At 71.4% G+C, this 25,583-nt stretch carries 23 protein-coding genes, 5 tRNA genes and 1 pseudogene; 20 read left to right on the top strand and 9 right to left on the bottom strand.

Annotation, left to right across the window (positions count from 1 at the left end):
- Positions 1–4: 4 nt before the first annotated feature.
- The gene (locus ACGFU6_RS29840; RefSeq protein ID WP_393615374.1) at positions 5–3,835 is read right to left on the bottom strand and encodes a nitrate- and nitrite sensing domain-containing protein; all 3,831 of its coding nucleotides are present in this window, start codon (positions 3,833–3,835) and stop codon (positions 5–7) included.
- A 584-nt stretch (positions 3,836–4,419) separates the two neighbouring features.
- Here ACGFU6_RS29840 and ACGFU6_RS29835 point away from each other — a divergent pair.
- The 3 genes from ACGFU6_RS29835 to gltX all read left to right on the top strand — a co-directional run bounded on the left by ACGFU6_RS29835 (position 4,420) and on the right by gltX (position 6,936).
- Complete coding sequence (locus tag ACGFU6_RS29835) at positions 4,420–4,611, top strand: hypothetical protein (protein WP_123523321.1); 192 nt, start codon at positions 4,420–4,422, stop codon at positions 4,609–4,611.
- 83 nt (positions 4,612–4,694) lie between these two features.
- The gene (locus ACGFU6_RS29830; protein ID WP_389212586.1) at positions 4,695–5,471 is read left to right on the top strand and encodes a fumarylacetoacetate hydrolase family protein; all 777 of its coding nucleotides are present in this window, start codon (positions 4,695–4,697) and stop codon (positions 5,469–5,471) included.
- Positions 5,464–6,936, top strand: a complete 1,473-nt coding sequence (gene gltX / locus ACGFU6_RS29825) for a glutamate--tRNA ligase (protein WP_393615373.1) — start codon at positions 5,464–5,466, stop codon at positions 6,934–6,936. The genes ACGFU6_RS29830 and gltX overlap by 8 nt, the downstream gene beginning before the upstream one ends.
- A gap of 36 nt (positions 6,937–6,972) precedes the next feature.
- Here gltX and ACGFU6_RS29820 read toward each other — a convergent pair whose 3' ends face one another.
- On the bottom strand, positions 6,973–7,902 hold the full coding sequence (locus ACGFU6_RS29820) for a LysR family transcriptional regulator (RefSeq protein ID WP_393615371.1): 930 nt from the start codon (positions 7,900–7,902) through the stop codon (positions 6,973–6,975).
- An 85-nt stretch (positions 7,903–7,987) separates the two neighbouring features.
- Between ACGFU6_RS29820 and ACGFU6_RS29815 the strand changes: the two genes are divergently transcribed.
- From ACGFU6_RS29815 to ACGFU6_RS29785, 7 genes are all read left to right on the top strand, one after another.
- Complete coding sequence (locus ACGFU6_RS29815) at positions 7,988–9,124, top strand: YeiH family protein (protein ID WP_393615390.1); 1,137 nt, start codon at positions 7,988–7,990, stop codon at positions 9,122–9,124.
- A 92-nt stretch (positions 9,125–9,216) separates the two neighbouring features.
- Positions 9,217–9,936, top strand: coding sequence for an HAD family hydrolase (locus tag ACGFU6_RS29810; protein ID WP_393615369.1), 720 nt, complete (start codon positions 9,217–9,219; stop codon positions 9,934–9,936).
- Positions 9,937–10,023: 87 nt separating this feature from the next.
- A tRNA-Gln gene (locus ACGFU6_RS29805) sits at positions 10,024–10,095 on the top strand.
- Positions 10,096–10,119: 24 nt separating this feature from the next.
- A tRNA-Glu gene (locus ACGFU6_RS29800) sits at positions 10,120–10,192 on the top strand.
- A 60-nt stretch (positions 10,193–10,252) separates the two neighbouring features.
- Positions 10,253–10,325, top strand: a tRNA-Glu gene (locus ACGFU6_RS29795).
- 12 nt (positions 10,326–10,337) lie between these two features.
- A tRNA-Gln gene (locus tag ACGFU6_RS29790) sits at positions 10,338–10,409 on the top strand.
- 28 nt (positions 10,410–10,437) lie between these two features.
- Positions 10,438–10,510: transfer RNA gene (locus ACGFU6_RS29785), tRNA-Glu, on the top strand.
- A 300-nt stretch (positions 10,511–10,810) separates the two neighbouring features.
- Here ACGFU6_RS29785 and ndgR read toward each other — a convergent pair.
- Positions 10,811–11,527 carry an IclR family transcriptional regulator NdgR gene (gene ndgR / locus ACGFU6_RS29780; RefSeq protein WP_024490257.1) on the bottom strand — a complete coding sequence of 239 codons (717 nt, stop codon included), beginning with the start codon at positions 11,525–11,527 and terminating at the stop codon, positions 10,811–10,813.
- Between the two features lie 174 nt (positions 11,528–11,701).
- Between ndgR and leuC the strand changes: the two genes are divergently transcribed.
- The 4 genes from leuC (at position 11,702) to ACGFU6_RS29760 (ending at position 14,915) form a co-directional block, all read left to right on the top strand.
- Entirely contained in the window at positions 11,702–13,165 is a 1,464-nt protein-coding gene (leuC, locus tag ACGFU6_RS29775) for a 3-isopropylmalate dehydratase large subunit (RefSeq protein ID WP_393615368.1), read from the top strand.
- 5 nt (positions 13,166–13,170) lie between these two features.
- The gene (gene leuD, locus ACGFU6_RS29770) at positions 13,171–13,764 is read left to right on the top strand and encodes a 3-isopropylmalate dehydratase small subunit (RefSeq protein WP_393615366.1); all 594 of its coding nucleotides are present in this window, start codon (positions 13,171–13,173) and stop codon (positions 13,762–13,764) included.
- Positions 13,765–13,868: 104 nt separating this feature from the next.
- Positions 13,869–14,096, top strand: a complete 228-nt coding sequence (locus ACGFU6_RS29765; RefSeq protein ID WP_123461880.1) for a hypothetical protein — start codon at positions 13,869–13,871, stop codon at positions 14,094–14,096.
- A 144-nt stretch (positions 14,097–14,240) separates the two neighbouring features.
- Positions 14,241–14,915: an HU family DNA-binding protein gene (locus ACGFU6_RS29760; protein ID WP_371775916.1), complete on the top strand. Its 675-nt coding sequence runs from the start codon at positions 14,241–14,243 to the stop codon at positions 14,913–14,915.
- A 163-nt stretch (positions 14,916–15,078) separates the two neighbouring features.
- Here ACGFU6_RS29760 and ACGFU6_RS29755 read toward each other — a convergent pair whose 3' ends face one another.
- Positions 15,079–15,282, bottom strand: a complete 204-nt coding sequence (locus ACGFU6_RS29755) for a hypothetical protein (RefSeq protein ID WP_393615364.1) — start codon at positions 15,280–15,282, stop codon at positions 15,079–15,081.
- A gap of 10 nt (positions 15,283–15,292) precedes the next feature.
- Positions 15,293–15,976, bottom strand: a complete 684-nt coding sequence (cofC, locus tag ACGFU6_RS29750) for a 2-phospho-L-lactate guanylyltransferase (RefSeq protein WP_393615362.1) — start codon at positions 15,974–15,976, stop codon at positions 15,293–15,295.
- 159 nt (positions 15,977–16,135) lie between these two features.
- Here cofC and ACGFU6_RS29745 point away from each other — a divergent pair, with 159 nt between their 5' ends.
- The 3 genes from ACGFU6_RS29745 (at position 16,136) to ACGFU6_RS29735 (ending at position 19,147) form a co-directional block, all read left to right on the top strand.
- Positions 16,136–16,888 carry a lysophospholipid acyltransferase family protein gene (locus ACGFU6_RS29745; protein WP_393615360.1) on the top strand — a complete coding sequence of 251 codons (753 nt, stop codon included), beginning with the start codon at positions 16,136–16,138 and terminating at the stop codon, positions 16,886–16,888.
- Positions 16,885–17,898 carry an NAD(P)H-dependent glycerol-3-phosphate dehydrogenase gene (locus tag ACGFU6_RS29740; RefSeq protein WP_393615358.1) on the top strand — a complete coding sequence of 338 codons (1,014 nt, stop codon included), beginning with the start codon at positions 16,885–16,887 and terminating at the stop codon, positions 17,896–17,898. The genes ACGFU6_RS29745 and ACGFU6_RS29740 overlap by 4 nt, the downstream gene beginning before the upstream one ends.
- 91 nt (positions 17,899–17,989) lie before the next feature.
- Positions 17,990–19,147 (top strand): D-alanine--D-alanine ligase family protein, encoded by a 1,158-nt coding sequence (locus tag ACGFU6_RS29735; RefSeq protein ID WP_393615357.1) that lies wholly within the window; start codon positions 17,990–17,992, stop codon positions 19,145–19,147.
- Between the two features lie 60 nt (positions 19,148–19,207).
- Here the strand turns inward: ACGFU6_RS29735 and ACGFU6_RS29730 are convergent, their stop codons facing one another.
- Together ACGFU6_RS29730 and ACGFU6_RS29725 are read right to left on the bottom strand one after the other, a co-directional pair.
- Positions 19,208–19,696, bottom strand: a complete 489-nt coding sequence (locus ACGFU6_RS29730) for a DUF3515 domain-containing protein (RefSeq protein WP_393615355.1) — start codon at positions 19,694–19,696, stop codon at positions 19,208–19,210.
- Positions 19,697–19,716: 20 nt separating this feature from the next.
- Positions 19,717–19,950 carry an Lrp/AsnC family transcriptional regulator gene (locus ACGFU6_RS29725; RefSeq protein ID WP_123523309.1) on the bottom strand — a complete coding sequence of 78 codons (234 nt, stop codon included), beginning with the start codon at positions 19,948–19,950 and terminating at the stop codon, positions 19,717–19,719.
- Positions 19,951–20,269: 319 nt separating this feature from the next.
- Between ACGFU6_RS29725 and ACGFU6_RS29720 the strand changes: the two genes are divergently transcribed.
- Together ACGFU6_RS29720 and thiD are read left to right on the top strand one after the other, a co-directional pair.
- Entirely contained in the window at positions 20,270–21,241 is a 972-nt protein-coding gene (locus tag ACGFU6_RS29720) for a thiamine-phosphate kinase (protein ID WP_393615353.1), read from the top strand.
- 10 nt (positions 21,242–21,251) lie between these two features.
- Positions 21,252–22,061, top strand: a complete 810-nt coding sequence (thiD, locus tag ACGFU6_RS29715) for a bifunctional hydroxymethylpyrimidine kinase/phosphomethylpyrimidine kinase (RefSeq protein WP_393615352.1) — start codon at positions 21,252–21,254, stop codon at positions 22,059–22,061.
- Positions 22,062–22,154: 93 nt separating this feature from the next.
- Here the strand turns inward: thiD and rpmB are convergent, their stop codons facing one another.
- On the bottom strand, positions 22,155–22,340 hold the full coding sequence (gene rpmB / locus ACGFU6_RS29710; RefSeq protein ID WP_003965989.1) for a 50S ribosomal protein L28: 186 nt from the start codon (positions 22,338–22,340) through the stop codon (positions 22,155–22,157).
- 258 nt (positions 22,341–22,598) lie between these two features.
- Here rpmB and ACGFU6_RS29705 point away from each other — a divergent pair, with 258 nt between their 5' ends.
- Positions 22,599–24,245, top strand: a complete 1,647-nt coding sequence (locus ACGFU6_RS29705) for a DAK2 domain-containing protein (protein WP_393615351.1) — start codon at positions 22,599–22,601, stop codon at positions 24,243–24,245.
- A gap of 383 nt (positions 24,246–24,628) precedes the next feature.
- On the opposite strand, the pseudogene ACGFU6_RS29700 reads toward ACGFU6_RS29705, so the two are convergent.
- A pseudogene (locus ACGFU6_RS29700) lies at positions 24,629–25,477 on the bottom strand (ATP-binding protein); the annotation flags it as partial.
- Positions 25,478–25,583: the final 106 nt, after the last annotated feature.

Here is a 25,583-nt window from a genome sequence, read left to right as displayed (position 1 = left end):
TCAACTAACGCTCCTGCTGGTGAGTGGGGCCGATTGGGAAACTGCCGGTCGACTGGCCGTTGTTGGCCTGACGTCCCTGCTGGATGCCCCGGCGGAGATTGGTAAGACGCCCACGCACATCATCGGGCGCACGCGAGACCTGGGGACCTGACTGGTGATTCTGCTGCTGGGCGGTGCCCGGCACCAGATTGGCACGCGGTACCCGGCGAGGCAGACCGGAAGTGGTAATTCCGCCTGCCGCGGGCTTCTTCACCCGCTCCGCCTGCCGGACGAGTTCGTCGTTCGGAGAGGCGCGCCAGGAGCTCGTGACACCGTTGGTGTCGCCCGGACCGCGCTGCGGTGCGGGGGGAGCGGGACGCTCCTCGGCGGGCTGCTGCGGGAAGCCGGACGGCTGCGGCGCGGCGGGCGGCTGCTGACCGTACTGCTGCTGGCCGTTCTGCTGCGCGTTCTGCTGGCTGTGCTGCTGCCCGTTCTGCTGCGGACCGTGGAACCAGTTCGTCTCCAGCGTGTCGTACAGCGGCGTGCGGCCGTCGCCGGGCCCGGAGGCCGGCGGAAGCGCCTCGGGCTGCTGCGGCTGCTGCGGCAGGGCCGGCCGGTACTGCTGGTCCGGCGCCGGTGCGGCGGGCGGCCGCGGAGCACCGAAGTCCTCGTTGCCCCGGTCGCCACCGAACGGCGCGGGCAGGCCCTGTCCCTGGTCCTGCGGACGGCTGTAGTCGGGGCGGGCGAACTGCGCGGTGCTCGCCGGGTCCGGCGTCTGCGCACCCGGAGCGGGTGACGAGAAGTCCGGGCGGGCGAACTCCGAGGTGGAGCCCGGCCCCTGCCGGTCGTCCATCGGCCGGCGGGGGGTGAGCGGCGGCGGGCTCAGCGGCCGCTGGAACTGGTTGGTGGACTCGGGCTCCTCGTGACCGCGGGGGGCGTCGAGCGGGGAGCGCTGCTGGGGCGCGGACTGCTCGTCGGAGCCCCAGCTGGTGGTCTGCGGGCGCTGCGGAGCGGGGTATCCCCGGTCCGGAGCGTCCGGCGAGGGGTTGCCACCGGGCAGTTCGGCACGCGGACCGCCGACCGGGGGCAGCTGACGGCTGCTCTCGCCCGGACCGCCGGGCTGCTGGAAGCCGCCCTGGCCGGCCTGGTTCGGCCCGCCCTGCGGAGCCTGCCGGCCGGGGCCGTTCCCGCCGCCCTGGCCGTTCTGCTCCGGACGACGCTGACCGAACAGACTGGGCTGCCCCGAGTCCGTACGCCCGGCGCCGTCGCCCTGGCCCCGGGCGCCCAGCCGGGCACCGCCGCCGAAGGCGCCGGAGAGGCCGCCGCCCTGACGCGGCGGCTCCTGACGGGAGCCGTCCTGCGGCTGCCTGGGCTGCGGGCCGGTGCCGGGGAACCCGGCGCTCTGGAAGCCGGAGCCCTGCTGACCGGGCTGACCGGGCCTGCCGTTCGGCGCACCCTGGCCGCCTGGACCGCCCTGGCCCTGCGGGTTCTGGGGCCGGCCGGCGGTGTCCCGGGCGGGCAGTGCGGCCCGCGGACCGGAGCCCGCGCCGACCTGGCCGCGGGTGGCACCCGGACCGGCCGGGAGCCGGCCGCCGGGCGCCGACGGAGCACTGTCGAGACCGGGACGGGGCGCGGGACCGCCACCGGCGAGCAGGCCGCCGGGAGCGGGCTGCTGCCCCTGGGCCTGCTTCGGCACCGGCATCTTGCCGCCGTGCGCGACATCGACGGGCAGCATGACCAGCGCGGTCGTACCGCCGGAGTCGGAGGGCCGCAGCTGAATACGGATGCCGTGACGCAGGGACAGCCGGCCGACCACGAACAGACCCATGCGGCGGGAGACCGAGACGTCCACGGTGGGCGGCGACGCGAGCCGCTCGTTGATCGCCGCGAGGTCCTCGGGGGAGAGGCCGATGCCGGTGTCGTGGATCTCGACGAGCACCCGGCCGTCGGGCAGCGCGTGACCGGTGACCCGGACCTTCGTCTGCGGCGAGGAGAACGACGTGGCGTTCTCCAGCAGCTCGGCGAGCAGGTGCACGAGGTCGTTGACGACCCGGCCGGCGACCTCGGTCGCGGGCACCGCGGCCAGCTCGATGCGCTCGTACTGCTCCACCTCGGAGGCGGCGGCACGGAGCACGTCGACCAGCGGCACGGGGCGGGTCCACCGGCGGCCCGGCTCCTCGCCCGCGAGGACGAGGAGGTTCTCACCGTTACGGCGCATACGGGTCGCGAGGTGGTCGAGCTTGAAGAGCGAGGACAACTGGTCCGGGTCGGCCTCGCGCGACTCCAGCTCGGAGATGAGCGAGAGCTGACGCTGGATGAGGCCCTGCGAACGGCGCGAGAGGTTGGTGAACATCGCGTTGACGTTGCCCCGCAGGAGGGCCTGTTCGGCGGCGAGCCGGACGGCCTCGCGGTGCACGTCGTCGAAGGCCGCGGCGACCTTGCCGATCTCGTCCCGGGAGTGCACACCGACCGACTCGACGGAGGTGTCGACGTCCTGCGGGTCGGCCTCGGAGAGCTGCTTGACGAGCTCGGGCAGCCGGTCCTGGGCGACGCGCGTCGCCGTGTCCTGCAGCCGGCGCAGCGAACGGATCATGGACCGGGCGACGACGAAGGCGCCGACCAGCGAGACACCGAGCACCAGCAGGATGAGCGCACCGGAGATGATCGCCTCGCGCTGGGACTCGTCGCGCAGTTCGCGCGCCTTGCCCTCCATGTCGCTGAGGAGTGTCTCCTCGATCTGCTTCATGGCCTGGATCTTGGTGGAGTCCTGGTCGTACCAGTCGAGGTACGAACGCCGGGCCGTCCCGGTCATGCTGGTCGGGCTGTCGAGCACCTTCTTGGCGTAGGTGTCGGCGGCCTTGATCTCGGGGTTGCCGTCGTCCAGCGTGGCGGTCAGATCGCTCGCGCTGTTCCCGGTGGTCGTGTAGATCAGCTCGAACGAGCGACGCGCCAGGGCTTCCTTGCGCAGCGCCGCCAGGCCGAACTGCCGGTCGTTCGAGTCGAGCTTGGGCTGCTTGTCGTTGCCGCCCGGCAGCGCCGCGGCGATGATCGCGCGCTGGACCGAGGCGTACTCCTTGGCGGAGGAGAAGGCCGCCAGGGCGCGGGTCCGCTTGATCATCTCGGGGCTGCTGGTCGCCTGCGCCATGTCCTGCGAGAGGCTCAGCAGCGAGGTGATCAGCTGGCTGTACGCGTCGACGGTCTGCAGACTCGGGGAGCCGTCGGTGAACGCCTGCTTGCGGATGTCGCGGATGCCGCCCAGCTGGGAGGCGATCTGCTGGACGCTGGAGTGGATGCTCTCCAGCGCCTCGTCGCCCTCGGTGTCGCCGATTTCGTTCGTCGCGTCGAAGAAGGCCTTCTTGGCCCGGTCGGTCTTCTTCCGCGGCGTGGTGACCTTGAAGTCGGTGGCCGGGACTCCGTTGGACAGCGGGCCGGCCGACTGGTCGCGCTCCTCCTGGAGTGCCTGGGCCAGCGAGGTCGCCTGCTTGGTCATCTGGGTCAGCAGCTGCATGTGCTCCAGCTGCTGGATGTCGTTCATGGAGTCGTTGATGCGCAGGCCGCCCAGGGTGGTCGCCGCGACCACGGGGAGGGCGAGCAGGGAGACCAGGCGCGTGCTGATGCGCCAGTTGCGCAGGGCTACCCGCGATCCCGTGTTGACCGGGCCCTGGGGCTTCGGTGACGCGACGGGATCGGAGCTGTCGCCCGCCGTCGCGCCGGAGCGCTTGGCGCGGTCGGTGGTGTCGCCGGCCGCGGCCGGTCCGGGGTTCTGGGCGTGCTGGGCCGAGGAGCCGCGGTCGGTCCCGCCGCGCGGCTCCTGTTCGGCCGCTGCGCTGCCATCCCTCTTGAAACGTCCCTGCACTAGCGTCGCAACCTCTGGACCAGGCGTTCCCCCCGTCATGGACGGATGGAACGGTGTCGGCGTCGTGGGGCGTTGTACCGCCCCATGGTGGTCTTGAGTGACCGGCGTCCTTCCCCTTCCGCCGCCACTCGGATCGGCGCTGCATTGCGCCCCCTGCGCGCCGGCCTGAAACCTGCGGCGGTGCGTGGAATTCCAGCACAGTGCAGGATCTCCAACAAGGGCCAGGTACCGGGCTGTGACCTGGGTGACACGTTGTGATGGCGGAGTAACAAGCCGTGGAGCCGGTTCACTGCCATATCGGACTATTGAGGGTGAATCAGTTAGGGGTGGCGGGTGTCCCAGACGACATGATCAGGAGCGGAATGACTCATTCAGTGATGCAATGTCCGGTTTGGCTGATCGGGTCGGCCGCCCGGATTGGGTCGATTGTCGGGTCACGGGTGAGCAAACTCACATGATGATCGTCGTCTCTTCCGGTCTCCCGGTGGGAATTGGATGTTTAGCCTGATGCTTTACAGGGATGGCAAAACCGACAACTGGCGCCCCTCCGGGCGGCGCCCCTACCGACAGGGTCCGAACGGCAGATGAAGACGACGATGATGTTCCGCAACATTGCCAACCCCCGGCGCACGACGCTGGCGCACCTCAAGGACGCCGAAGCGCTGCAGACGCCGGAGCGGCCGGAGCACGCGCTCGAACTGCCGGCACAGACGGCCAACCCGCGCCGCACGATCCTCATGGTGGCCCCCGCGACCGCCACGGCCGCCGCCGAGTAATACGCGCGGCCTCCCCCCTCACCCGCGTTAGCCTGGAGCGTCAGTCTTCAAGCAACCCAGCAAGTGAGGGGCCACAGCTTCCCGTGCGCATCGCCAGGTTCTCCATCGACGGCAATGTCGCCTTCGGCGCCGTCGAGGGCGACGGGCCCGATGGTCTCGTCCTCGACATCATCAAGGGCATCCCGTACGCCGAGTTCGAGCTCTCCGGGACGAAGGTCCCGCTGAACAAGGTCCGGCTGCTGCCGCCCGTGCTCCCCAACAAGGTCGTGGCCATCGGCCGCAACTACGCGGAGCACGCCGCGGAACTCGGCAACGAGGTCCCCGACGTCCCCGTCGCCTTCTTCAAGCCCACCACCTCGGTGATCGGCTCCGGCGACGCCATCGAGTACCCCTCCTTCTCCGAAGAGGTGCACCACGAGGCCGAACTGGCCGTGGTCATCGGCCGGATGTGCCGCGAAGTGCCCCGCGAGCGGGTCAAGGACGTCATCTTCGGCTACACCTGCGCCAACGACGTCACCGCGCGTGACGCCCAGAAGCGCGAGAAGCAGTGGGCCAGGGCCAAGGGCTTCGACACCTCCTGCCCGCTCGGCCCCTGGGTGGAGACCGACCTCGACCCCGGCGACCTCGCCATCCAGGCCACGGTCAACGGCGAGCAACGCCAGCTGGGCCGGACGAGCGAGATGATCCGCTCCATCGAGGACCTGGTCGTCCACATCACGGAAGCCATGACGCTGCTCCCGGGCGACGTGATCCTCACCGGCACCCCCGCAGGGGTCGGACCCCTGCACGTCGGCGACGAGGTCGCCGTCACCATCGAAGGCATCGGCACTCTCACCAACAAGGTGATCAAGCGTGGTTAACGGACCGGTCCGTGTACGTTTCTGTCCCTCCCCGACCGGCAACCCCCACGTGGGCCTGGTCAGGACAGCTCTCTTCAACTGGGCCTTCGCCCGGCACCACCAGGGCACCCTGGTCTTCCGCATCGAGGACACCGACGCGGCGCGCGACTCCGAGGAGTCCTACCAGCAGCTCCTGGACTCGATGCGCTGGCTCGGTCTCGACTGGGACGAGGGCCCCGAGATCGGCGGCCCGCACGCCCCCTACCGCCAGTCGCAGCGCATGGACATCTACAAGGACGTCGCCGAGAAGCTCCTTGCCGCCGGGCACGCGTACCACTGCTACTGCACGACCGAGGAGCTCGACACCCGCCGCGACGCCGCCCGCGCCGCTGGTAAGCCGTCCGGCTACGACGGCCACTGCCGCGACCTGAGCGACGCGCGGAAGGCCGCCTACGAGGCCGAGGGCCGCACCTCGATCGTCCGCTTCCGGATGCCCGACGAGGCGATCACCTTCACCGACCTGGTCCGCGGCGACATCACCGTGCAGCCGGAGAACGTGCCGGACTACGGCATCGTCCGCGCCAACGGCGCCCCGCTCTACACGCTGGTCAACCCGGTCGACGACGCGCTCATGGAGATCACCCACGTCCTGCGCGGCGAGGACCTGCTCTCCTCCACCCCCCGCCAGATCGCGCTGTACCGGGCACTCGCCGAACTGGGCATCGCCAAGCAGACCCCCGCGTTCGGCCACCTGCCGTACGTCATGGGCGAGGGCAACAAGAAGCTCTCCAAGCGCGACCCGCAGGCCTCGCTCAACCTCTACCGCGAGCGCGGCTTCCTGCCCGAGGGGCTGCTCAACTACCTCTCCCTGCTCGGCTGGTCGATCGCCGAGGACCGCGACATCTTCGACATGGACGAGATGGTCGCCGCGTTCGACATCGAGGACGTCAACGCCAACCCGGCCCGCTTCGACCTCAAGAAGTGCGAGCACGTCAACGCCGAGCACATCCGCCGGCTCGACGTGAAGACCTTCACCGAGGCCTGCGGCCCCTGGCTGAAGGCGCCGTTCGCCCCCTGGGCCCCGGAGGCCTTCGACGCGGACCTGTTCGCGACGATCGCCCCGCACGCCCAGACCCGCGTTACGGTCCTCTCCGAGATCACGGCCAACGTCGACTTCCTCTTCCTCGACGAGCCCGCGACCGACGAGGCGTCCTGGGCCAAGGCGATGAAGGAGGGCTCCTACGCCCTGCTCGTGACGGCACGCGCCAAGCTGACCGAGGCGGAGTGGAACGCGGACGACCTGAAGGCCGCCGTCCTGGCCGCAGGTGAGGAGCACGGCCTGAAGCTCGGCAAGGCGCAGGCCCCGGTCCGGGTCGCCGTCACCGGCCGCACGATCGGCCTGCCACTCTTCGAGTCCCTGGAGATCCTGGGCCGCGAGAAGACCCTGGCCCGGGTGGACGCGGCGCTGGCGAAGCTGACCGCCTGAGAGCGGTCCCCGGCCAGGTGAGCCGGCTCTTCCCCGCTACGGGTGCTTTGCCACCCGGAGCAGGTGAAGGGCCGGCTCCGGCAGTTCATGGCCCTTGGGCCAGACCGCGTGCAGGACGCGTTGCAGCCGCACGGCGGGGCTGACCTCGACCTCGACCAGACGGCCCGACGCCACGTCCTCGCGCACGGCGAGCGCGGAGAGGACGGCGGGAGCCAGACCCCGGGCCGCCGCGCTGCGCAGCGGGGCGGTGGAACCGAGCTCGAGGACCGGGACGGCGACTCCGTCGTACGCGCGCAGCGCCCGCTCCAGCGTCTCCCGGGTACCGGAGCCCGCCTCCCGCAGCAGCAGCGGGGTGTCGGCCAGTTCGCGTCCGGTCAGGGCGCTGCGACGGCGGGTCCAGGGGTGACCGGGGGCCACCACGACCGCCAGCCGGTCCCGCCCCACCGCCGAGCGGTGCAGGTCGTCGGGGACCCTCGGCCCCTCGATGAATCCCAGATCGCAGCCGCCTCGGCGCAACGCCTCGACCACGCCCCAGCTGTTGGTCACCGTCAGCCCGACATGGGCGTCCGGTGTGCTCTCGCGCAGGGTGACGAGCCAGCCGGGCATCAGCTCCTCCGCGATGGTCAGACTGGCGGCGACCCGCAGCCGGCTGTCCTGCCGCGACCGCAGCGCGGCGGCCCCTTCGACCAGCGCCGCGGCCCCTTCGAGCACCGTCCGCGCCCAGTCGGTCACCACCGCTCCGGCCGGGGTCAGCCGGGACCCCGCGGTGGAGCGGTCCAGGAGCTGCAGCCCGAGACGGCGCTCCAGCGTGCGCATCCGGGCACTGGCCGACGGCTGGCTGATGAGCAGCCGGGCCGCCGCCCGGCCAAGGCTGCCAGTCTCCGCCACGCTGACCAGCAGCTGCAGCGACTGCAGGTCGGGCAGCGGGAGCTGCCCGAGATCCCGGTTCTCGGCACGCTCGGTCATAGGGAAACCTTCATAGGGCAACCCTATGACCTGGGCTCAGGTTCGTGTCTACCGGGCGGCGGGGAACCCGGCCACGCTGGTGATCATGACCCTGGACACCGAGAACCCCCGCTCGCGGACCGTGCGACAGCCGGCGAAGCCGTCTCCCGGGAGCGGCGCGTCCACGCCGGCCCCGGTGCGCCGCAACGCTCCCGGCCTCGCGCTGGCCGCCATCGGGCTCGGGCTGGCCGAGGGCGTGCACGCCCTGCTGCCCGGCGTGCCGATGCTGACGGTGGCCGTGGTGCTCGGAGTCGGGGCCGCGCACCTTCCCGGGGCCCGTCCGTTCGTACGCGGCCGGGGCAGGGCCGGACTCTCGACGGCGGGGAAGCGGCTGATGCGCGCCGGCATCGTGCTGCTCGGGCTGAAGCTCAGCATCGGAGACGTCATCGGGCTCGGCTGGGAGACGGTGGCCATGGTGCTCGGCGTCGTCCTGGTGGCCTTCTTCGGGATCTGGTGGCTCGGCCGCAAGCTGGGCCTGCCCGGCGACCAGCCGCTGCTCATCGCCACCGGCTACTCGATCTGCGGCGCCTCGGCGATCAGCGCGGTCAGCGGCGCGCTCGGCAAGGAGGAGGACGACGAACGGCTCGCGGCCGACGTGGCGACCTCGGTCGCCCTGGTCACCCTGTGCGGGACCCTCGCCATCGCCGTACTGCCGCTGCTGCAGCATCCGCTCGGCCTGGACACCGTGCAGTTCGGCCGCTGGGTGGGCGCGGGCGTCCACGACGTCGGCCAGGTCGTGGCCACCGCCCAGACGGCGGGGCCCGGCGCGCTCGGCGAGGCCGTGCTGGTCAAGCTCATCAGGGTGGCGATGCTCGCACCGCTGGTAGCCGGGGTCGCCGTGGCCTGTGGCAGGCGGGCGCACGAGGCGGCCGCCGACCGGCGGGCGGCGGGCGAGGCGTCGAGTACTCCGGCGTCCGGGCGCCGCCCGGCCGTGGTGCCGCTGTTCCTGATCGGCTTCCTGGCGATGACCGCCCTGCGCAGCACCGGACTGCTGCCCGCCGCAGCGCTGGACGCCGCGGCCACCGCCCAGGAACTGCTCCTGGCCGCCGCGCTCTTCGGCCTCGGCACTGCCGTCCACCTCCCGACACTCGCCCGCTCCGGCGCCAGGACGGCCGTTCTCGGACTCGCCTCCTGGGTGGTCATCGCGGCGGCGAGCTACGGGGGTGTCCTGCTCACCACCTGAGCGGCGAGTGACCTCCGGCTGTGCGCCCCGAGGGTGAGGCCCTGTCCGCGCAGGGGCCGCAGGGCCGGCCGGACCGGCGGTAGCGTGGGCGTATGCCGATCCGAGCAGTGCTCTGGGACATCGACGACACGATCTTCGACTACACCGGCGCCGACAACGTCGGCATGCGCAGGCATCTGGAGAGCGAGGGCCTGCCCGCCGGATACGGCTCCGTCGAGCAGGCCCTCGACGCGTGGCGGGCGATCACCGACGCGCAGTGGGCGCGTTTCGCCGCGGGGGAGACCGACTTCCGGGGGCAGCGGCGCGAGCGGGTCCGTACCTTCGTCGCGCGGCCGCTCACGGACGCCGAGGCGGATGCCTGGTTCGCCCGGCACGCGAGCCACTACGAGGCCGCCTGGTCGCTCTTCCCGGACGCGGTGCCGGCCCTCGACCTGCTGGCCGGCCGTTACCGCCATGCCGTGCTGACGAACTCCAGCATCATCAACCAGGACCGCAAGCTGCGCGTCCTCGGCGTGCGCGACCGCTTCGAGGCCCTGGTGTGCGCCGTGGAACTGGGCGTCTCCAAGCCCGCGGCCGGGGCGTTCCACGCCGCCGTAGAGGCACTGGGGCTGGAGCCCCGGGAGGTCGTGTACGTGGGCGACCACCCCGATATCGACGCGGCCGGAGCGGTGGCGGCGGGGCTGAGCGCTGTGTGGCTGGACCGGAGCGGACGTGGCGGGCGGCCCGAACTGACCCGGATCACCGGTCTCGATCAGCTGCCCGGCCTGTTGGCGGTCAATACCCGTTTTGGAGCGCCGGACACCTTCAGGTAATGTTCTTCCTGCGCCGCCCGAGCGGGCCGAAAGATTCGATCGGGAAGCGCACACGGAAATAAGACCCCTCCTGGGGTTGCGTTTCAGTGGGCTATGGTGTAATTGGCAACACTACGGTTTCTGGTACCGTCATTCTAGGTTCGAGTCCTGGTAGCCCAGCGCAGAGCTTCATCTGTAAAACACGCCCCCGTTGTGTAGCGGCCTAGCACGCTGCCCTCTCACGGCAGTAGCGCCGGTTCGAATCCGGTCGGGGGTACAGATCCTTCCCGCGAGAACATCTGGGTCGCACCCACGCTCTCGATGCAGGATCGCTAGGGCCCCCGTTGTGTAGCGGCCTAGCACGCTGCCCTCTCACGGCAGTAGCGCCGGTTCGAATCCGGTCGGGGGTACTTGCAACACCATGGGCTATGGTGTAATTGGCAACACTACGGTTTCTGGTACCGTCATTCTAGGTTCGAGTCCTGGTAGCCCAGCGCAAGACAAGTAAATCGCAGGACACAGGCCCCCGTTGTGTAGCGGCCTAGCACGCTGCCCTCTCACGGCAGTAGCGCCGGTTCGAATCCGGTCGGGGGTACAACAGAGCAAGAGACAGAGGCCCTTCACTTCGGTGAGGGGCCTCAGTCGTGTATCCGCCTGTGTGCGCGGACAGTTCGGACCGGCCGGGGCGGAAGAGGCCGGCGGCTCGTGCATATGGGGGCCGTGGACCGGCAGTTGACGCGTCGCTCCGTGGGTGGCGGGGGAGCGGGCATATCTCCGGGGCGGTGGTCCACCCCCACCGGTAAGGGAGTTGGGCGTGGTACGAGACCTGCGCCGGATCTGAAGGGGGCCGCCACGACGCTGGGGCGGCCGGTGCTGGAAGGTGGGGCGTGGCGGGTCAGCCGGTGCGGCGCAGCGCCTCGCTCAGCCGGGCGGCCGAGTCGATGATCGCCTGGGCGTGCATCCGGCCCGGGTGACGGGTCAGCCGCTCGATCGGCCCGGAGACCGATACCGCCGCGACCACCCGGTTCGAGGGGCCGCGCACCGGTGCCGAGACCGAGGCGACGCCCGGTTCCCGCTCGCCGATCGACTGGGCCCAGCCCCGGCGCCGTACGCCGGAGAGCGCCGTCGCGGTGAAGCGGGCGCCCTGGAGGCCCCGGTGCAGGCGCTCCGGCTCCTCCCAGGCCATCAGGATCTGCGCGGAGGAGCCCGCCTTCATGGTGAGCGTGGAGCCGACCGGCACGGTGTCCCGCAGACCGGACAGCCGCTCCGCCGCCGCCACGCAGATCCGCATGTCGCCCTGCCGGCGGTAGAGCTGGGCGCTCTCCCCGGTGATGTCGCGAAGGTGAGTGAGCACCGGTCCCGCCGTGGCGAGCAGCCGGTCCTCGCCCGCCGCCGCCGCGAGTTCCGACAGCCGGGGGCCGAGAATGAAGCGGCCCTGCATGTCCCTCGCCACCATGCGGTGGTGTTCCAGTGCCACGGCCAGCCGGTGGGCCGTGGGTCGTGCGAGCCCGGTCGCCGCGACCAGCCCGGCGAGGGTGGCCGGACCGGACTCCAGGGCGCTCAATACCAGAGCTGCCTTGTCGAGAACGCCGACGCCGCTAGAGTTGTCCATACGACGATACTCGCGTCTCACTCTGTGAAACGCAAGTTCAATTTTCCAGGGAAGTTGCGAACCTGTACGGGCGGCCCCACAACGGCCCGTAGCCACCGCCCCGCACGGGGGTCCGGACGGGGGCGCACCGAATCTCTAGTTGGGCCGGCGACGACGCCGGTCGGAGGGAAAGCGATGGGTAGGACACTCGCGGAGAAGGTTTGGGACGACCACGTCATCCCCAAGGTCTCGACTTCGCTCGACCAGGGGAGCCCCCACTGGCGCGCCGAAGGCGAGCCCGACCTCCTCTTCATCGATCTGCACCTGCTGCACGAGGTGACCAGCCCGCAGGCCTTCGACGGTCTGCGGCAGGCCGGACGCCCGGTGCGGCGCCTCGACCTCACCATCGCCACCGAGGACCACAACACCCCGACCCTCGACATCGACAAGCCGATCGCGGACCCGGTCTCCCGCGCGCAGCTGGAGACCCTGCGCAAGAACTGCGCGGACTTCGGCGTCCGGCTGCACCCGCTGGGCGACGTCGAGCAGGGCGTCGTGCACGTGGTCGGCCCGCAGCTGGGGCTGACCCAGCCCGGCACCACGGTCGTCTGCGGCGACTCCCACACCTCCACGCACGGGGCGTTCGGCGCGCTGGCGTTCGGCATCGGCACGAGCCAGGTCGAGCACGTGCTGGCCACCCAGACGCTGCCGCTGGCCCGTCCGAAGACGATGGCGATCACCGTCGAGGGCGAACTGCCCGACAGCGTCACCGCCAAGGACCTGATCCTCGCGATCATCGCGCGGATCGGCACCGGCGGCGGCCAGGGCTACATCCTCGAATACCGGGGGTCCGCCATCGAGAAGCTCTCGATGGAAGCCCGGATGACCATCTGCAACATGTCGATCGAGGCCGGAGCGCGGGCGGGCATGATCGCCCCCGACCGGACCACCTTCGACTATCTGCAGGGCCGCGACCACGCCCCGCAGGGCGAGGACTGGGACGCCGCCGTGGCGTACTGGGAGACGCTGCGCACCGACGACGACGCGGTCTTCGACGCCGAGGTGGTCATCGAGGCCGCCGAACTGGCGCCGTTCGTCACCTGGGGCACCAACCCCGGCCAGGGCGCACCGCTGTCGGCCAGCGTCCCCGATCCCGCTTCGTACGAGGACGCCTCGGAGCGCAACGCCGCGGAAAAGGCCCTGGAGTACATGGGCTTGACCGCCGGGCAGCCGCTGCGCGAGATCAACGTGGACACCGTGTTCGTAGGTTCGTGCACCAACGGCCGGATCGAGGACCTGCGCAACGCGGCCGCGATCATGGACGGCCGTCAGGTCGCCGACGGGGTACGGATGCTGGTCGTCCCGGGCTCCGTGCGGGTCGCCCTGCAGGCCATCGAGGAGGGCCTGGACAAGGTCTTCAAGGCCGCCGGCGCCGAATGGCGGCACGCGGGTTGCTCGATGTGCCTCGGTATGAACCCCGACCAGCTGGCCCCCGGCGAGCGCTCCGCCTCCACCTCGAACCGCAACTTCGAGGGCCGGCAGGGCAAGGGCGGCCGCACCCACCTGGTCTCCCCGCAGGTCGCCGCCGCCACCGCCGTGCTGGGCCATCTGGCCTCGCCGGCCGACCTGTCCGACGTCCGTACGCCCGCCGGAGTCTGAGAATCATGGAAGCTTTCACCGCACACACCGGCCGGGCCGTCCCGCTGCGCCGCAGCAACGTCGACACCGACCAGATCATCCCCGCCCACTGGCTGAAGAAGGTCACCCGGGACGGCTTCGAGGACGGCCTCTTCGAGGCCTGGCGCAAGGACGAGGACTTCGTCCTCAACCGCCCGGAGCGCAAGGGCGCCTCGGTGCTGGTGGCCGGCCCCGACTTCGGTACCGGCTCGTCCCGCGAGCACGCCGTCTGGGCCCTGCAGAACTTCGGCTTCAAGACCGTCATCTCCTCCCGGTTCGCCGACATCTTCCGCGGTAACTCGCTGAAGAACGGGCTGTTGACCGTGGTCCTGGACCAGCAGGTCGTCGACGCCCTGTGGGAGCTGACGGAGGCCGACCCGGAGGCCGAGATCACGGTCGACCTGGAGTCCCGGCAGGTCCTCGCGAAGGGTGTCACCGCCGACTTCGAGCTCGACGAGAACGCCCGCTGGCGGCTGCTGAACGGGCTGGACGACATCAGCCTCACCCTGCAGAACGAACCGGACATCGCGGCCTACGAGACGACCAGGCCGGCCCACAAGCCACGTACAATTCAAGCCTGAGCAGCCCGTTTCCAGTACTGCGCCCCCTGCCTTCTGGTAGGGGGCGCAGTCGCTTGTTGAGACCCCGTCGGGCGACAACTCGCCCCAGATGGCACAATCGGTGCATGGAACGCGACAGCCAACTCAAGCTTTACGGCCAAGTCGCCGACCAATTGAAGGAAGCGCACTCACGAGTGCGTGCACTGCAAGTCCCGGAGGGCGTACGGATGGCGCTGTCCCGGAAGCTGCTGGTCGTCACGGCCGCGGCGAAGCACGATCTACCGGATGCGGCAAGGCGTCTGGACCGGTTGATGAAGGACCTCGATGAGGGCCGATTCCCCGAAGGTGACTGACTCTGCGGAACTGCGCAGCGGTCGACTTCGTTGCGGCACTAGGGTGATTAGCCCGTTTCGTGTTTGATTTGCGGTATATATCTGCCTAACGTGCGAAAAAGGCTTGAACACTCTCGTTCTGGCTATGTCTCCGAAGGGGAAGACGTGAACAAGGCGCAGCTCGTAGAAGCGATTGCCGACAAGGTCGGCGGCCGACAGCAGGCCGCGGACGCCGTCGATGCGGTGCTCGACGCGATCGTTCGTGCGGTTGTCGCAGGTGACCGCGTTTCGGTCACCGGCTTCGGCTCGTTCGAGAAGGTCGACCGCCCGGCCCGTTACGCCCGCAACCCGCAGACGGGTGAGCGCGTACGGGTCAAGAAGACATCCGTGCCCCGTTTCCGTGCGGGACAGGGCTTCAAGGACCTGGTGAGCGGCTCGAAGAAGCTCCCCAAGAACGATGTGGCCGTGAAGAAGGCGCCCAAGGGCAGCCTCTCGGGCGGTTCTTCCACCCGTACGACGGCCAAGGCGGCCGCCAAGAAGGCCACCGCGAAGAAGGCCGTGGCGAAGAAGGCCACCGCCAAGAAGACCGTGGCAGCGGCGAAGAAGACCACGGCCACCGCCAAGAAGGCGACCGCGAAGAAGACGTCCGCGGCGGCGAAGAAGACCACGGCGGCCGCGAAGAAGGCGACCCCCGCGGCGGCGAAGAAGACGACGACCGCCAAGAAGGCCGTCGCCAGCAAGACCGCGCCCGCCAAGAAGACCACGGCGAAGAAGGCGCCCGCGAAGAAGACCACCGCGCGCAAGACCACGGCCAAGAAGGCCACCGCACGGAAGAAGTGAGACCCAGCAGCACAGGGCTCATCACACGCGCCGGGCCGGGCTCCCCTCGGGGAGCCCGGCCCGCGGGCTGTTCGGGGCACGGTCCCACGGGGCCCGGCGGCCCTGCGGGCTTTTCGGGCGCGGGCGCCCGGGGCCGTTCAGCCGCCCGGCGCCGCCGAAGGGCTCAGAAGGTCTGCAGCGTCACCAGCGTGATCCGCAGCCCGGTGCCCTCGCCCCGGCCCTCGATCCGCACCCGCTGGCCCGGCCGCAGCAGCCGCAGACCGCCGGCGTCGAAGGCCTGGGCGTCGAAATCCACCGGGGTGCCGTCGTCGAGCAGCACACTGCCGGTCCGGGTCTCGGGGTCGTACGTGTACGAGGTCGCCTGCATGAGCGGCAGCCTATCGGTCCATCGCGGGGACCCCGGCGGCCCAGCGCCCCGCCGTGTAGGGGCCGACCCCCAGGGTGAGCGCCGCCCGCAGATCGTCGCCGGTGTCCACGTCCTGGCGGACCGAATCGATACCGGAGAGCGCTATTTCCGCGGCGCCCGACGCGAGGTGCCGGGCCCGGGACGGACCGCCGAAAGCGGGGCGCAATTCCACTCCTGGCCCAGCGGACAGAAATGTGGTTCCGATTCCCGCCGCATCGGTCACAAATGCCCGGGGAAAAGCGGCTGAGGAATCGAGCACCCGGGCCAATTCCGTATGGCGCAGTGCCGGCAGATCCGCGTTGAGCACGGCGACGGCCGCTCCGGGCCGGGCCATGCGCACCGCGCGCTCACCGTGCGCGAGGGCCGCGTTGAGCCCGGCGGCGGGGGAGTCGGCCACGACCCGGGCGCCGAGGGCCGCCAGCGCGGCACCGGCCGTCGCGTCGTCCGTGACTACCACCACATCCCCGACGGCCCGGCAGGCCAGCGCGGCGTACACGGTGTCCTGGGCGAAGGCCAGGGCCAGCCGGGGCCGCAACAGGGGGCCGGACGCGGACACCAGCCTGCTCTTGGCCCGCGCCAGGGGCTTCAACGGGACGACCAGGGACCAGCGGCCGGTCGGGTCGGTGTTCGTGGCGGTCTCCCCCTCGATGCGCATCAGCGCCTATTCTCGCCTGCCGGTGCGACAACCTGGAGGGTCGGTCCCGAAGGTGAGGCGTACGGTGTTCTCGACAGAGCAGGGGCCTGGGGCGAGACTTGACCGTCGGTAGTCAGTCAGTAGAGCTTCACAGTCAGGTCCGTAGAGAAGGGTGTCCGGGTGTCCCGCCGCAGAATCGGCTTCTGGTACCGCTTGGCAGCGGTCATCGCAAAACCGCCGCTGGTGGTTCTGTTCAAGCGCGACTGGCGAGGGATGGAACATATTCCGGCCGATGGCGGCTTTATAACTGCGGTCAATCACAACTCGTATCTGGACCCGCTCTCGTACGGGCACTTCCAGTACAACACCGGCCGGGTGCCGCGGCTCCTCGCGAAGGCGGGCCTCTTCAAGACCCCCTTCGTCGGGATGATGCTGCGAGGCACCGGCCAGATCCCCGTGTACCGCGAGACCACCAACGCCCTGGACGCCTTCCGGGCCGCCGTCGCCGCCATCGAGCGCGGTGAGTGCGTCGCCTTCTACCCGGAGGGCACCCTCACCCGCGACCCCGAGATGTGGCCGATGGGCGGCAAGACCGGCGCCGCCCGCGTCGCGTTGATGACCAGGGCCCCGGTCATCCCCGTCGCCCAGTGGGGCGCCAACCTGGCGATGCCGCCCTACGCCACGGAGAACAAGCTGCGGCTCTTCCCCCGCAAGACCCTCCAGGTCCAGGCCGGTCCGCCGGTCGACCTCTCCCGGTTCTACGACAGGCAGCCGACGCCCGACGTCCTGCGCGAGGCCACCGAGGTCATCATGCTCGCGATCACCGAGCAGCTGGCGGACGTACGCGGACAGCAGGCCCCCACACAGCTCTACGACCACCGTAAGGCCCGCGCGCAGCAGCGGCGCAAGTCCGAACGAGAGGGACCCAAGTGACGCACCCCGTAAAAGCAGCCGTCTTCGGAACCGGCTCATGGGGTACGGCCTTCGGTATGGTCCTGGCCGACGCGGGCTGCGAGGTCACCCTCTGGGGACGCCGCGCCGAGGTCGCCGAGACCATCAACACGACCCGTACCAACCCCGACTACCTGCCGGGCATCGAACTCCCCGCATCGGTCCGGGCCACCACGGACGCCGCCGAGGCGCTGCGCGGGGCCGACTTCGCGGTGCTCGTCGTGCCTTCCCAGACGCTGCGCGAGAACCTTGCCTCCTGGGTCCCGCACCTGGAGTCCAAGACGGTGCTGGTCTCCATGATGAAGGGCGTCGAACTCGGCACCGCCAAGCTGATGAGCGAGGTCATCGAGGACGTCACCGGGGTCGGCGCCGACCGCATCGCCGTCGTCACCGGGCCCAACCTCGCCAAGGAGATCGCGGAACGCCGCCCCGCGGCGGCCGTCGTCGCCTGCCAGGACGAATCGGTGGCGCGCCGCCTCCAGGCCGCCTGCCACACCCCCTACTTCCGCCCGTACACCAACACCGATGTGGTCGGCTGCGAGCTCGGCGGCGCCATCAAGAACGTCATCGGCCTTGCCGTCGGCATCGCGGACGGCATGGGGCTCGGGGACAACGCCAAGGGCTCGCTCATCACCCGCGGCCTGGCCGAGACCACCCGGCTCGGACACGCGATGGGCGCCGACCCGCTGACCTTCTCCGGACTGGCCGGTCTCGGCGACCTGGTGGCGACCTGCTCCTCGCCTCTCTCGCGCAACCACACCTTCGGCACCAACCTCGGCCGGGGCATGACGCTCCAGGAGACCATCGCCGTCACCAAGCAGACCGCGGAGGGCGTCAAGTCCTGCGAGTCGGTGCTCGATCTGGGCCGCCGCCACGGTGTGGAGATGCCGCTGACCGAGACGGTCGTCGCCATCGTCCACGAGGGCAAGTCGCCGGTGGTCGCGGTCAAGGAGCTGATGTCGCGCAGCGCCAAGGCCGAGCGGCAGCGCTGAGGCCCGCGGCCCGCTGAGGGGCCGGGTTCACCCGGCGGGCGGCACCGGCGGCGCTGACGCGACCCGTACCAGCAGGTACGCTCATCGCGATATGAGCAGCGAGAACCTCCCCCAGAGCACGGAGCAGCAGCTCCGCAAGCCGCGTGTGGCCGTCGTGTTCGGCGGCCGCAGCTCCGAACACGGCATTTCGGTGGTCACGGCCGGTGCCGTCCTGAACGCCATCGACCGGACGAAGTACGACGTCCTGCCGATCGGCATCACGACGGACGGCCGCTGGGCGCTCACCGCCGACGAACCCGAACGCATGGCCATCACCGACCGGAAGATGCCGGACGTGGCCCAGCTGGCCGAGTCCGACGAGGGCGGCGTGGTGCTCTCCGTCGATCCCGGCAGCCGCGAAGTGGTCTACAGCGAGCCCGGCGCCGTCCCCAAGGCGCTCGGCGAGGTCGACGTCGTCTTCCCCGTTCTGCACGGCCCCTACGGTGAGGACGGCACGCTCCAGGGCCTCCTGGAGCTCTCCGGGGTGCCGTACGTCGGCGCCGGCGTCCTCGCCTCGGCGGTCGGCCAGGACAAGGAGTACATGAAGCGCGTCTTCACCTCCTTCGGGCTGCCCGTCGGCCCGTACGTCGTCGTACGCCCCCGTGAGTGGGACCAGGACCCGCAGGCCGCCCGCAAGCGCATCGTGGAGTTCGCCGGTGACCACGGCTGGCCGCTCTTCGTGAAGCCCGCGCGGGCCGGCTCCTCGATCGGCATCACCAAGGTCGAGGACGCCTCCGGCCTCGACGAGGCGATCGAGGAAGCCCGCCGCCACGACCCCAAGTTCCTCGTCGAGTCACTGCTGCGGGGCCGCGAGATCGAGTGCGGCGTGCTGGAGTTCGAGGACGGGCCGAGGGCCAGCGTGCCGGCCGAGATCCCGCCGGTCACCTCGCACGACTTCTACGACTTCGAGGCCAAGTACATCGACGCGGCGTCCGGCCTGGTGCCGGCCCCGCTCACCGAGGACCAGACCGCCGAGGTCCAGCGGCTCGCCGTCGAGGCCTTCGACGCGGCGTCCTGCGAGGGCCTGGTGCGCGCCGACTTCTTCCTCACCGAGGACGGCGGCTTCGTCATCAACGAGATCAACACCCTGCCGGGCTTCACCCCGATCTCCATGTACCCGCGCATGTGGCAGGAGAGCGGGGTCGATTACCCGCAGCTGGTGGACCGGCTCATCCAGGCGGCGCTGAACCGGCCGACCGGACTGCGCTGACCCGGACGCGCCGCCCCGGACAACGGCCGGGGGCGTGTGCTCCGCACCGGAGCACACGCCCTAAAGGCTGTTGGGGACGGTCTTCCGGACCGCCGGGGCGAAGGCCGCCAGCGGACTCGCGTCATGCGCGTACGCCACCGACATCGTCACCTCGACGTACGCCTTGCGGAAGGTGGTCGTGAACCGGGGCCGGCCGTCGTCCTGCTGTTCCAGCATCCAGTTGACGCCGTTCGCGTCGATCGCCTTCGACTGGGCGTCGTCCATCTTCGCCGGGCGCGGGACACCGCAGCGCAGTACGATCTCCCCGTCCCCCCACCCGGCGGTCAGGTCCGAGCCGGACCCGGGGTCGTCGCGCTCCTGACCGGCGACGGCGATCGGCAGCTGCTTGTGCAACGCACGGCAGTAGGCTGCGGCTTCCGGCGACGGGGTGGGGACCGTGACCGATGCCGTGGCATCGCCGGAGGAGCAGCCCGCCGCGGCCATGAGCACCAGGGCAGCGGACGGACCGAGGAACACGGGACGGGAAAGCCGGCGGCGGGAAGACGTCACCGGCCCAGCCTAGACGGGGGTTACAGGTGCACGACCGGGCAGGTCAGGGTTCTGGTGATGCCGTCCACCTGCTGGACCTTGGCGACCACCATGCGTCCGAGCTCATCGACCGTGTCGGCCTGGGCGCGCACGATCACATCGTAGGGTCCGGTGACGTCCTCTGCCTGGATCACTCCCGGGATCTTGGCGATGGTCTGGGCGACTGTCGACGCCTTGCCCACCTCGGTCTGAATAAGGATGTACGCCTGTACCACGGAACCTCCAGGGCGGCCACGAGGATCATGTGGGGGAAAGGGACGCCACGGTATCGCGTTGCCGCGGGCCGCGGGGAGACCTGCGGGCCGGATGACGCCCACAGCGTGGCGTACAGAACACACAAGTTGACGTATCTCAGAACAGTACCGACAGCAGTGACGGCCCGCGACCGCAAGTCCAGCGGTGCGGACGGGGGACCCGCGTGCCCGTGACCACCAGGACGGACCGCCCCCGGGGCCGGTCCGTCGTCCGGGCACCCGCAGGCCGCCGAAACAGGCCGGACGTCCGTCCGGCGCGACAGATGAGGGGTGACACTCGGTGAAGGGAACCGTGGGCGAGTTGGGGGAGTTCGGGCTCATCAGAGAGCTGACTTCCCGGCTCACCACCACTCCGGCGGTACGGCTGGGCCCCGGCGACGACGCCGCGGTCGTGACCGCTCCCGACCGCAGGGTCGTGGCCAGTACCGACATCCTGCTGGAGGGAAGGCACTTCCGGCGTGACTGGTCGACGGCGTACGACGTCGGCCGCAAGGCCGCCGCACAGAACCTCGCCGACATCGCGGCGATGGGAGCCGTGCCCACCGCACTGCTCCTCGGCCTCGTCGTCCCGGCCGAACTCCCGGTGACCTGGGCCGGGGAACTCATGGACGGCATCCGCGACGAGTGCCAGGTCGCGGGGGCGGCCGTGGTCGGCGGCGACGTGGTGCGCGGCGACACCATCACCGTCGCGATCACCGCCCTCGGTGATCTGCGCAACCACGAACCCGTCACCAGGGCGGGCGCCCAGCCCGGCGACGTCGTCGCCGTCACCGGCTGGCTCGGCTGGTCCGCCGCCGGGTACGCCGTGCTCTCCCGCGGCTTCCGCTCGCCCCGCGCCTTCGTCGAGGCCCACCGGCGGCCCGAACCGCCGTACCACGCGGGCCCCGCGGCCGCCGGGCTCGGCGCCACCGCGATGACCGACGTCAGCGACGGACTGGTGGCCGACCTCGGGCACATCGCGGAGGCGAGCAAGGTCCGCATCGACCTGCGCTCAGGACGCATCGACATCCCGTCCCAGATGTCCGACATCGGGCAGGCCGTCGGCGTCGACCCCCTCCAGTGGGTCCTCACCGGGGGAGAGGACCACGCGATCGTCGCCACGTTCCCGCCCGACGTGAAGCTGCCGGCCCGCTGGAAGGTGATCGGCGAGGTCCTCAACCCGTCTGCGCTGCCCCAGGTGACGGTCGACGGAGCGCCCTGGACGGCCAAGAACGGGTGGGACCACTTCGGCGACATCGAGGACGCCCAGTAGATTGCGGCGTATGCCGATACCTTCCGCCGTACCGCCCCGCGTGCTCACCGTCGCCGGATCCGATTCCGGCGGCGGTGCGGGCATCCAGGCCGACCTGAAGACGATGCTGGCGCTCGGTGTGCACGGCATGAGCGTGCTGACCGCCGTCACGGCACAGAACTCGCTCGGCGTACAGGGCGCCTGGGAGCTGCCGGCCGAGGCCGTGCGCGCCCAGTACCGCAGCGTCGTGGACGACATCGGCGTGAACGCGGTCAAGACCGGGATGCTGTCCAGCGCCGGCCTCGTCGAGACCGTCGCCGCACTGATCGCCGCGACGGACGCCCCGGCCGTCGTGGACCCGGTCGGCGTCTCCAAGCACGGCGACCCGCTGCTCGCCGCCGAGGCGCTCGACTCGGTCCGCACGAAGCTGCTGCCCGTCGCGACCGTGGCGACCCCGAACCTCGACGAGGTGGCGCAGATCACGGGCGTGCGGGTCACCGACGAGGCCGGGATGCGAAGGGCCGCCGCCGAGATGCTCGGCTTCGGGCCCCGCTGGGTGGTGATCAAGGGCGGGCATCTGCCGGGCGATCCGGTGGACCTGCTGACGGACGGCTCCGAGGAGCACTGGCTGCGCGCCCCCCGCCACGACAACCGCCACACGCACGGCACGGGCTGCACCCTCGCCTCCGCGATCGCCTGCGGACTGGCCCGGGGCCAGGACGTGCCCACAGCGGTACGCGGAGCGAAGTCCTACGTGACCGGGGCCATCGCGGCGGGCTTCGAGCTGGGCGCGGGCATCGGCCCGGTCGACCACGGCTGGCAGCTGCGGAACGCCGGCTGACCGCCCCCGCCCGTACGGGCACAGCAAAAAGCCGGTCCACCGAGGTGGACCGGCTTTTTGGGCAACCGGTAGGGCTGCGCTACGACGGGAACGTCAGCGCGCGACCTTGCCGGCCTTGATGCACGAGGTGCAGACGTTGAGCCGCTTCGGCGTCCGCCCGACCACGGCACGCACGCGCTGGATGTTGGGATTCCAGCGACGGGACGTACGGCGGTGCGAGTGCGAAATGCTGTTGCCGAAGCTCGGCCCCTTGCCGCAAACGTCGCAGTTGGCAGCCACGGGTCACTCCAAAACTTCAGATGCACTTACAGTGAATTCCGGCACGCCGGATTCATTGACTGAAGTGGCGGTACCGGGGGAATGTCCCGACTCTCGTCGGGCAACCGAAGCAGCATACAACGGCTGCGTCGGAGATACGAAACTACCATGGGATCCACAGCTGCCCGCCCCGCCCCTGACCCCGCCGGGGGCCACCGGCCGGGGCTACCCTGCGGTGCAGCCCGCCGCCCCAGGCCCCGTTCCGAGGAGGACCATCAGGTGCCGCAGACCGCCGACGACCTGGACGCCGTCGCGGTGCGTACCTGGTGCTCACTGGCGCTGGACGCACTCGGCCGGGAGCGCGAGGCGATCGACGCGATCAACGTCTATCCCGTCGCCGACGGGGACACCGGCACCAACCTCTACCTGACCGCGGAATCCGCGGCGGCGGCCGTCGAGGCGGTGTTCGCCGCCCACGAGACCGGCACCTCGGCCCCCTCCACCGCCGACGCGGTACGGGCCATGGCGCACGGGGCGCTGATCGGCGCCCGGGGCAACTCCGGCACGATCCTGGCGCAGTTGCTGCGCGGCATGGCCGGGGTGCTGGCCGGCGAACCCGGCGAGCGGACCGGCGCGGACCGGCTGCGGCTCGCCCTGACCCGGGCCGCGGCCTCGGCGCGCGAGGCCGTCGCACACCCCGTCGAGGGCACGGTCCTGACCGTGGCCACCGCCGCCGCCGAAGCCGCGGGGCGCACGGCAGCCGGTGCCGGAACGGGCGCGGTGGCGCGAGCCGCGTACGAAGGGGCGCGCACCGCCCTGGAAGCGACCCCCGGACAGCTCGCCGTGCTCGGCCGGGCCGGGGTCGTGGACGCCGGCGGCCGGGGACTGGTCGCGGTCCTGGGGGCGCTGGTCGAGGCGGTCTCGGGCCGGACCCCCGAGCGGATGTACCAGGCACCGGCCGCACCCGCCCCGCTCGCCGCCGCGATCGGGGACTGCCCCGCGCCCGATGACCCGCAGGACGGGCCCGCCTTCGAGGTCATCTACCTGCTGGAGGCCGGGAACGACGCCGTGGAGCGGCTGCGCACCCGGCTCGACGCCCTCGGCGACTCCCTGGTCGTGGTGGGCGGCGACGGGCTCTGGAACGTCCACGTCCACGTCGACGACGCCGGTGCGGCGGTCGAGGCCGGGGTCGAGGCCGGACGGCCGTACCGCATCCGGATCACCCACTTCGCCGCGGACCGGACGCACGCCCGCCCCGAACCCGCCCAGCGCGCCGTCGTCGTGGTCGTCCCCGGCGACGGGCTCGGCGGCCTGTGCGCGGAGGCCGGGGCCACGACGGTCCTCGCCCGCCCCGGGGAGCCGCCCGCCAGCGGCGAACTGGTCGACGCGATCCGTCGCGCCCACGCCCGCGAGGTGGTGCTCCTGCCCAACGACGCGGACCTGCGCCACACCGCGGCGGCCGCCGCCGAGCAGGCCCGCGCCGAGGGCATCCGGGTCGCCCTCATCCCGACCAGGGCCGCGGTCCAGGGCATCGCGGCGCTGGCCGTCCACGAGGCGGACCGCAGCTTCGACGAGGACGTGGTCGCCATGACCGCGGCGGCCGGCGCCACCCGCTACGCCGAACTGGCCGTCGCCGAGCGGCAGTCCTGGACCATGGCCGGGATCTGCCAGGCCGGCGACATCCTGGGCCTCATCGACGGCGATGTCGCCGTCATCGGCCAGGACGTCCCGGAGACCGCCCGCAGCGTGCTGGACCGGATGCTGGCGGCCGGCGGCGAACTGGTCACCCTGGTCCTGGGCGAGGACATCCCCGACGCACTGGCGGACACCCTGGAGGAACACGTCCGCGAGGGCTACCTGGCGGTGGACACGGTGGTCTACCGCGGCGGCCACCAGTGCGCCCCGCTGCTGATCGGCGTCGAGTAGCGGCGGCGCTCAGCAGCGGCGCCGCACCGGGCCACCTCCCGGCGCTACGCTCCCGCGGCCGCCGGAGCCACGTACCTCCGCAGCGACTCCGCCTCCGACCGCCGCTCGTCCGCCGCGCCGTCCGTGCCCGCCGGCACCCCCTCGTACGCCGCGAGGACCTCCGCGGCCCGCCTCAGCGCCGCGTCCGCCCGGCCCAGGCCCGCCTGCAGCCAGCCGGCCATCAGGCCGGCGGCCGTGCGCCGGCCGAGGTGGCCGGGGCCGGCCTCGTCGAAGGCCGCCGACGCCCGCTCCACGTACCCGAGCGCCTCCTCGTACGCGATCCGCGCCGGATCGTCCTCGGCCTCGCCGGGCTCGCCCTCGCACGCGTGGGCGAGCAGTGTCGGACCCGAGCGCTGCGCCGGACTGACCGCGGACGGCAGGACATGGGCCACCCCGCGGATCCCGGCGAGCGGCAGATCGAGATCGATCGTGTCCAGCGGGGTGAAGCCGAACAGCTCGTGGCAGTGGCGGGCCAGCGCCACCCGCCGGCCCGCCGGACTCGGGTACGACCGGTCCCACGGCGCCGGCAGATCGGTGACGGCCGCCTCGCCGACCCGTACGTCGTAGGGCAGCAGCGAACCGAAGTCCCGGGCCAGCGCGAGGACCCGCTCCTCGGCGAGCCACTGGGCGCTGCCCCGGCGCGCCGTCAGATACACGGTGGTGCCGGGCTCGGGGCGCGCACTGGCGGGGAGCGTACGGACGGTGTACGAACCGTCGTCACGGGCGCACCACTCGACCGGCGGGGCACCGGGCGTCCGCGCGGAGCGGCTCACCACCCGGATCTCCGCCGCGACGACGAAGCAGGCCAGCAGCCCGATCCCGAACTGGCCGAGGAAGTCCGCACGCGCCGAGGCGAGCCCCGCCGCCCCCTCACGCTTGGAGCTGCGGCCGATCGTGGCGAGCAGGCTGTGCACATCCGTCTCGGTCAGACCGATGCCGCTGTCCTCGACGCGCAGCCGGCCGTCCTCGGCGTACAGCCGCACCAGGGCGGGCGCGTCCGGCTGCCCGGCGCGCCTGGCGGTGACGGCGTCCACGGCGTTCTGCAGCAGTTCGCGCAGACAGACGCGGGGCGAGGAGTAGAGGTGATGGGAGAGGAGGTCGACCAGTCCGCGCAGATCCACCTGGAAGGTGTGCGGTTCCTGGACGGCGGCGGACTCGGTGGACGCGGAATTCGCTGAGGTCTCAGATGTCATCGTCGCAGCGCCGGCGGGGGGACTTGCGACAGCGCGGGTCGGGCGACCCCTGGCGAGGCGATCGCGAACGAGAAGCGTGGGAGCCGATCCCAGGGTCGCGGGCACC

This window comes from Streptomyces sp. NPDC048462, from assembly GCF_043200175.1.
Classification (GTDB): Bacteria; Actinomycetota; Actinomycetes; order Streptomycetales; family Streptomycetaceae; genus Streptomyces.
The sequence above is the reverse complement of the archived record's forward strand: the minus strand, read 5'-3'. Positions and strand labels throughout refer to the sequence as shown.

Coding starts and splice junctions, on each gene's coding strand:
- ACGFU6_RS29835 (WP_123523321.1), top strand. CDS start 4,420: ATGAAGACGACGATGATGTTCCGCAACATTGCCAACCCCCGGCGCACG.
- ACGFU6_RS29820 (WP_393615371.1), bottom strand. CDS start 7,902: ATGACCGAGCGTGCCGAGAACCGGGATCTCGGGCAGCTCCCGCTGCCC.
- ACGFU6_RS29815 (WP_393615390.1), top strand. CDS start 7,988: ATGACCCTGGACACCGAGAACCCCCGCTCGCGGACCGTGCGACAGCCG.
- ACGFU6_RS29810 (WP_393615369.1), top strand. CDS start 9,217: ATGCCGATCCGAGCAGTGCTCTGGGACATCGACGACACGATCTTCGAC.
- ndgR (WP_024490257.1), bottom strand. CDS start 11,527: ATGGACAACTCTAGCGGCGTCGGCGTTCTCGACAAGGCAGCTCTGGTA.
- leuC (WP_393615368.1), top strand. CDS start 11,702: ATGGGTAGGACACTCGCGGAGAAGGTTTGGGACGACCACGTCATCCCC.
- leuD (WP_393615366.1), top strand. CDS start 13,171: ATGGAAGCTTTCACCGCACACACCGGCCGGGCCGTCCCGCTGCGCCGC.
- ACGFU6_RS29765 (WP_123461880.1), top strand. CDS start 13,869: ATGGAACGCGACAGCCAACTCAAGCTTTACGGCCAAGTCGCCGACCAA.
- ACGFU6_RS29755 (WP_393615364.1), bottom strand. CDS start 15,282: ATGCAGGCGACCTCGTACACGTACGACCCCGAGACCCGGACCGGCAGT.
- cofC (WP_393615362.1), bottom strand. CDS start 15,976: ATGCGCATCGAGGGGGAGACCGCCACGAACACCGACCCGACCGGCCGC.
- ACGFU6_RS29735 (WP_393615357.1), top strand. CDS start 17,990: ATGAGCAGCGAGAACCTCCCCCAGAGCACGGAGCAGCAGCTCCGCAAG.
- thiD (WP_393615352.1), top strand. CDS start 21,252: ATGCCGATACCTTCCGCCGTACCGCCCCGCGTGCTCACCGTCGCCGGA.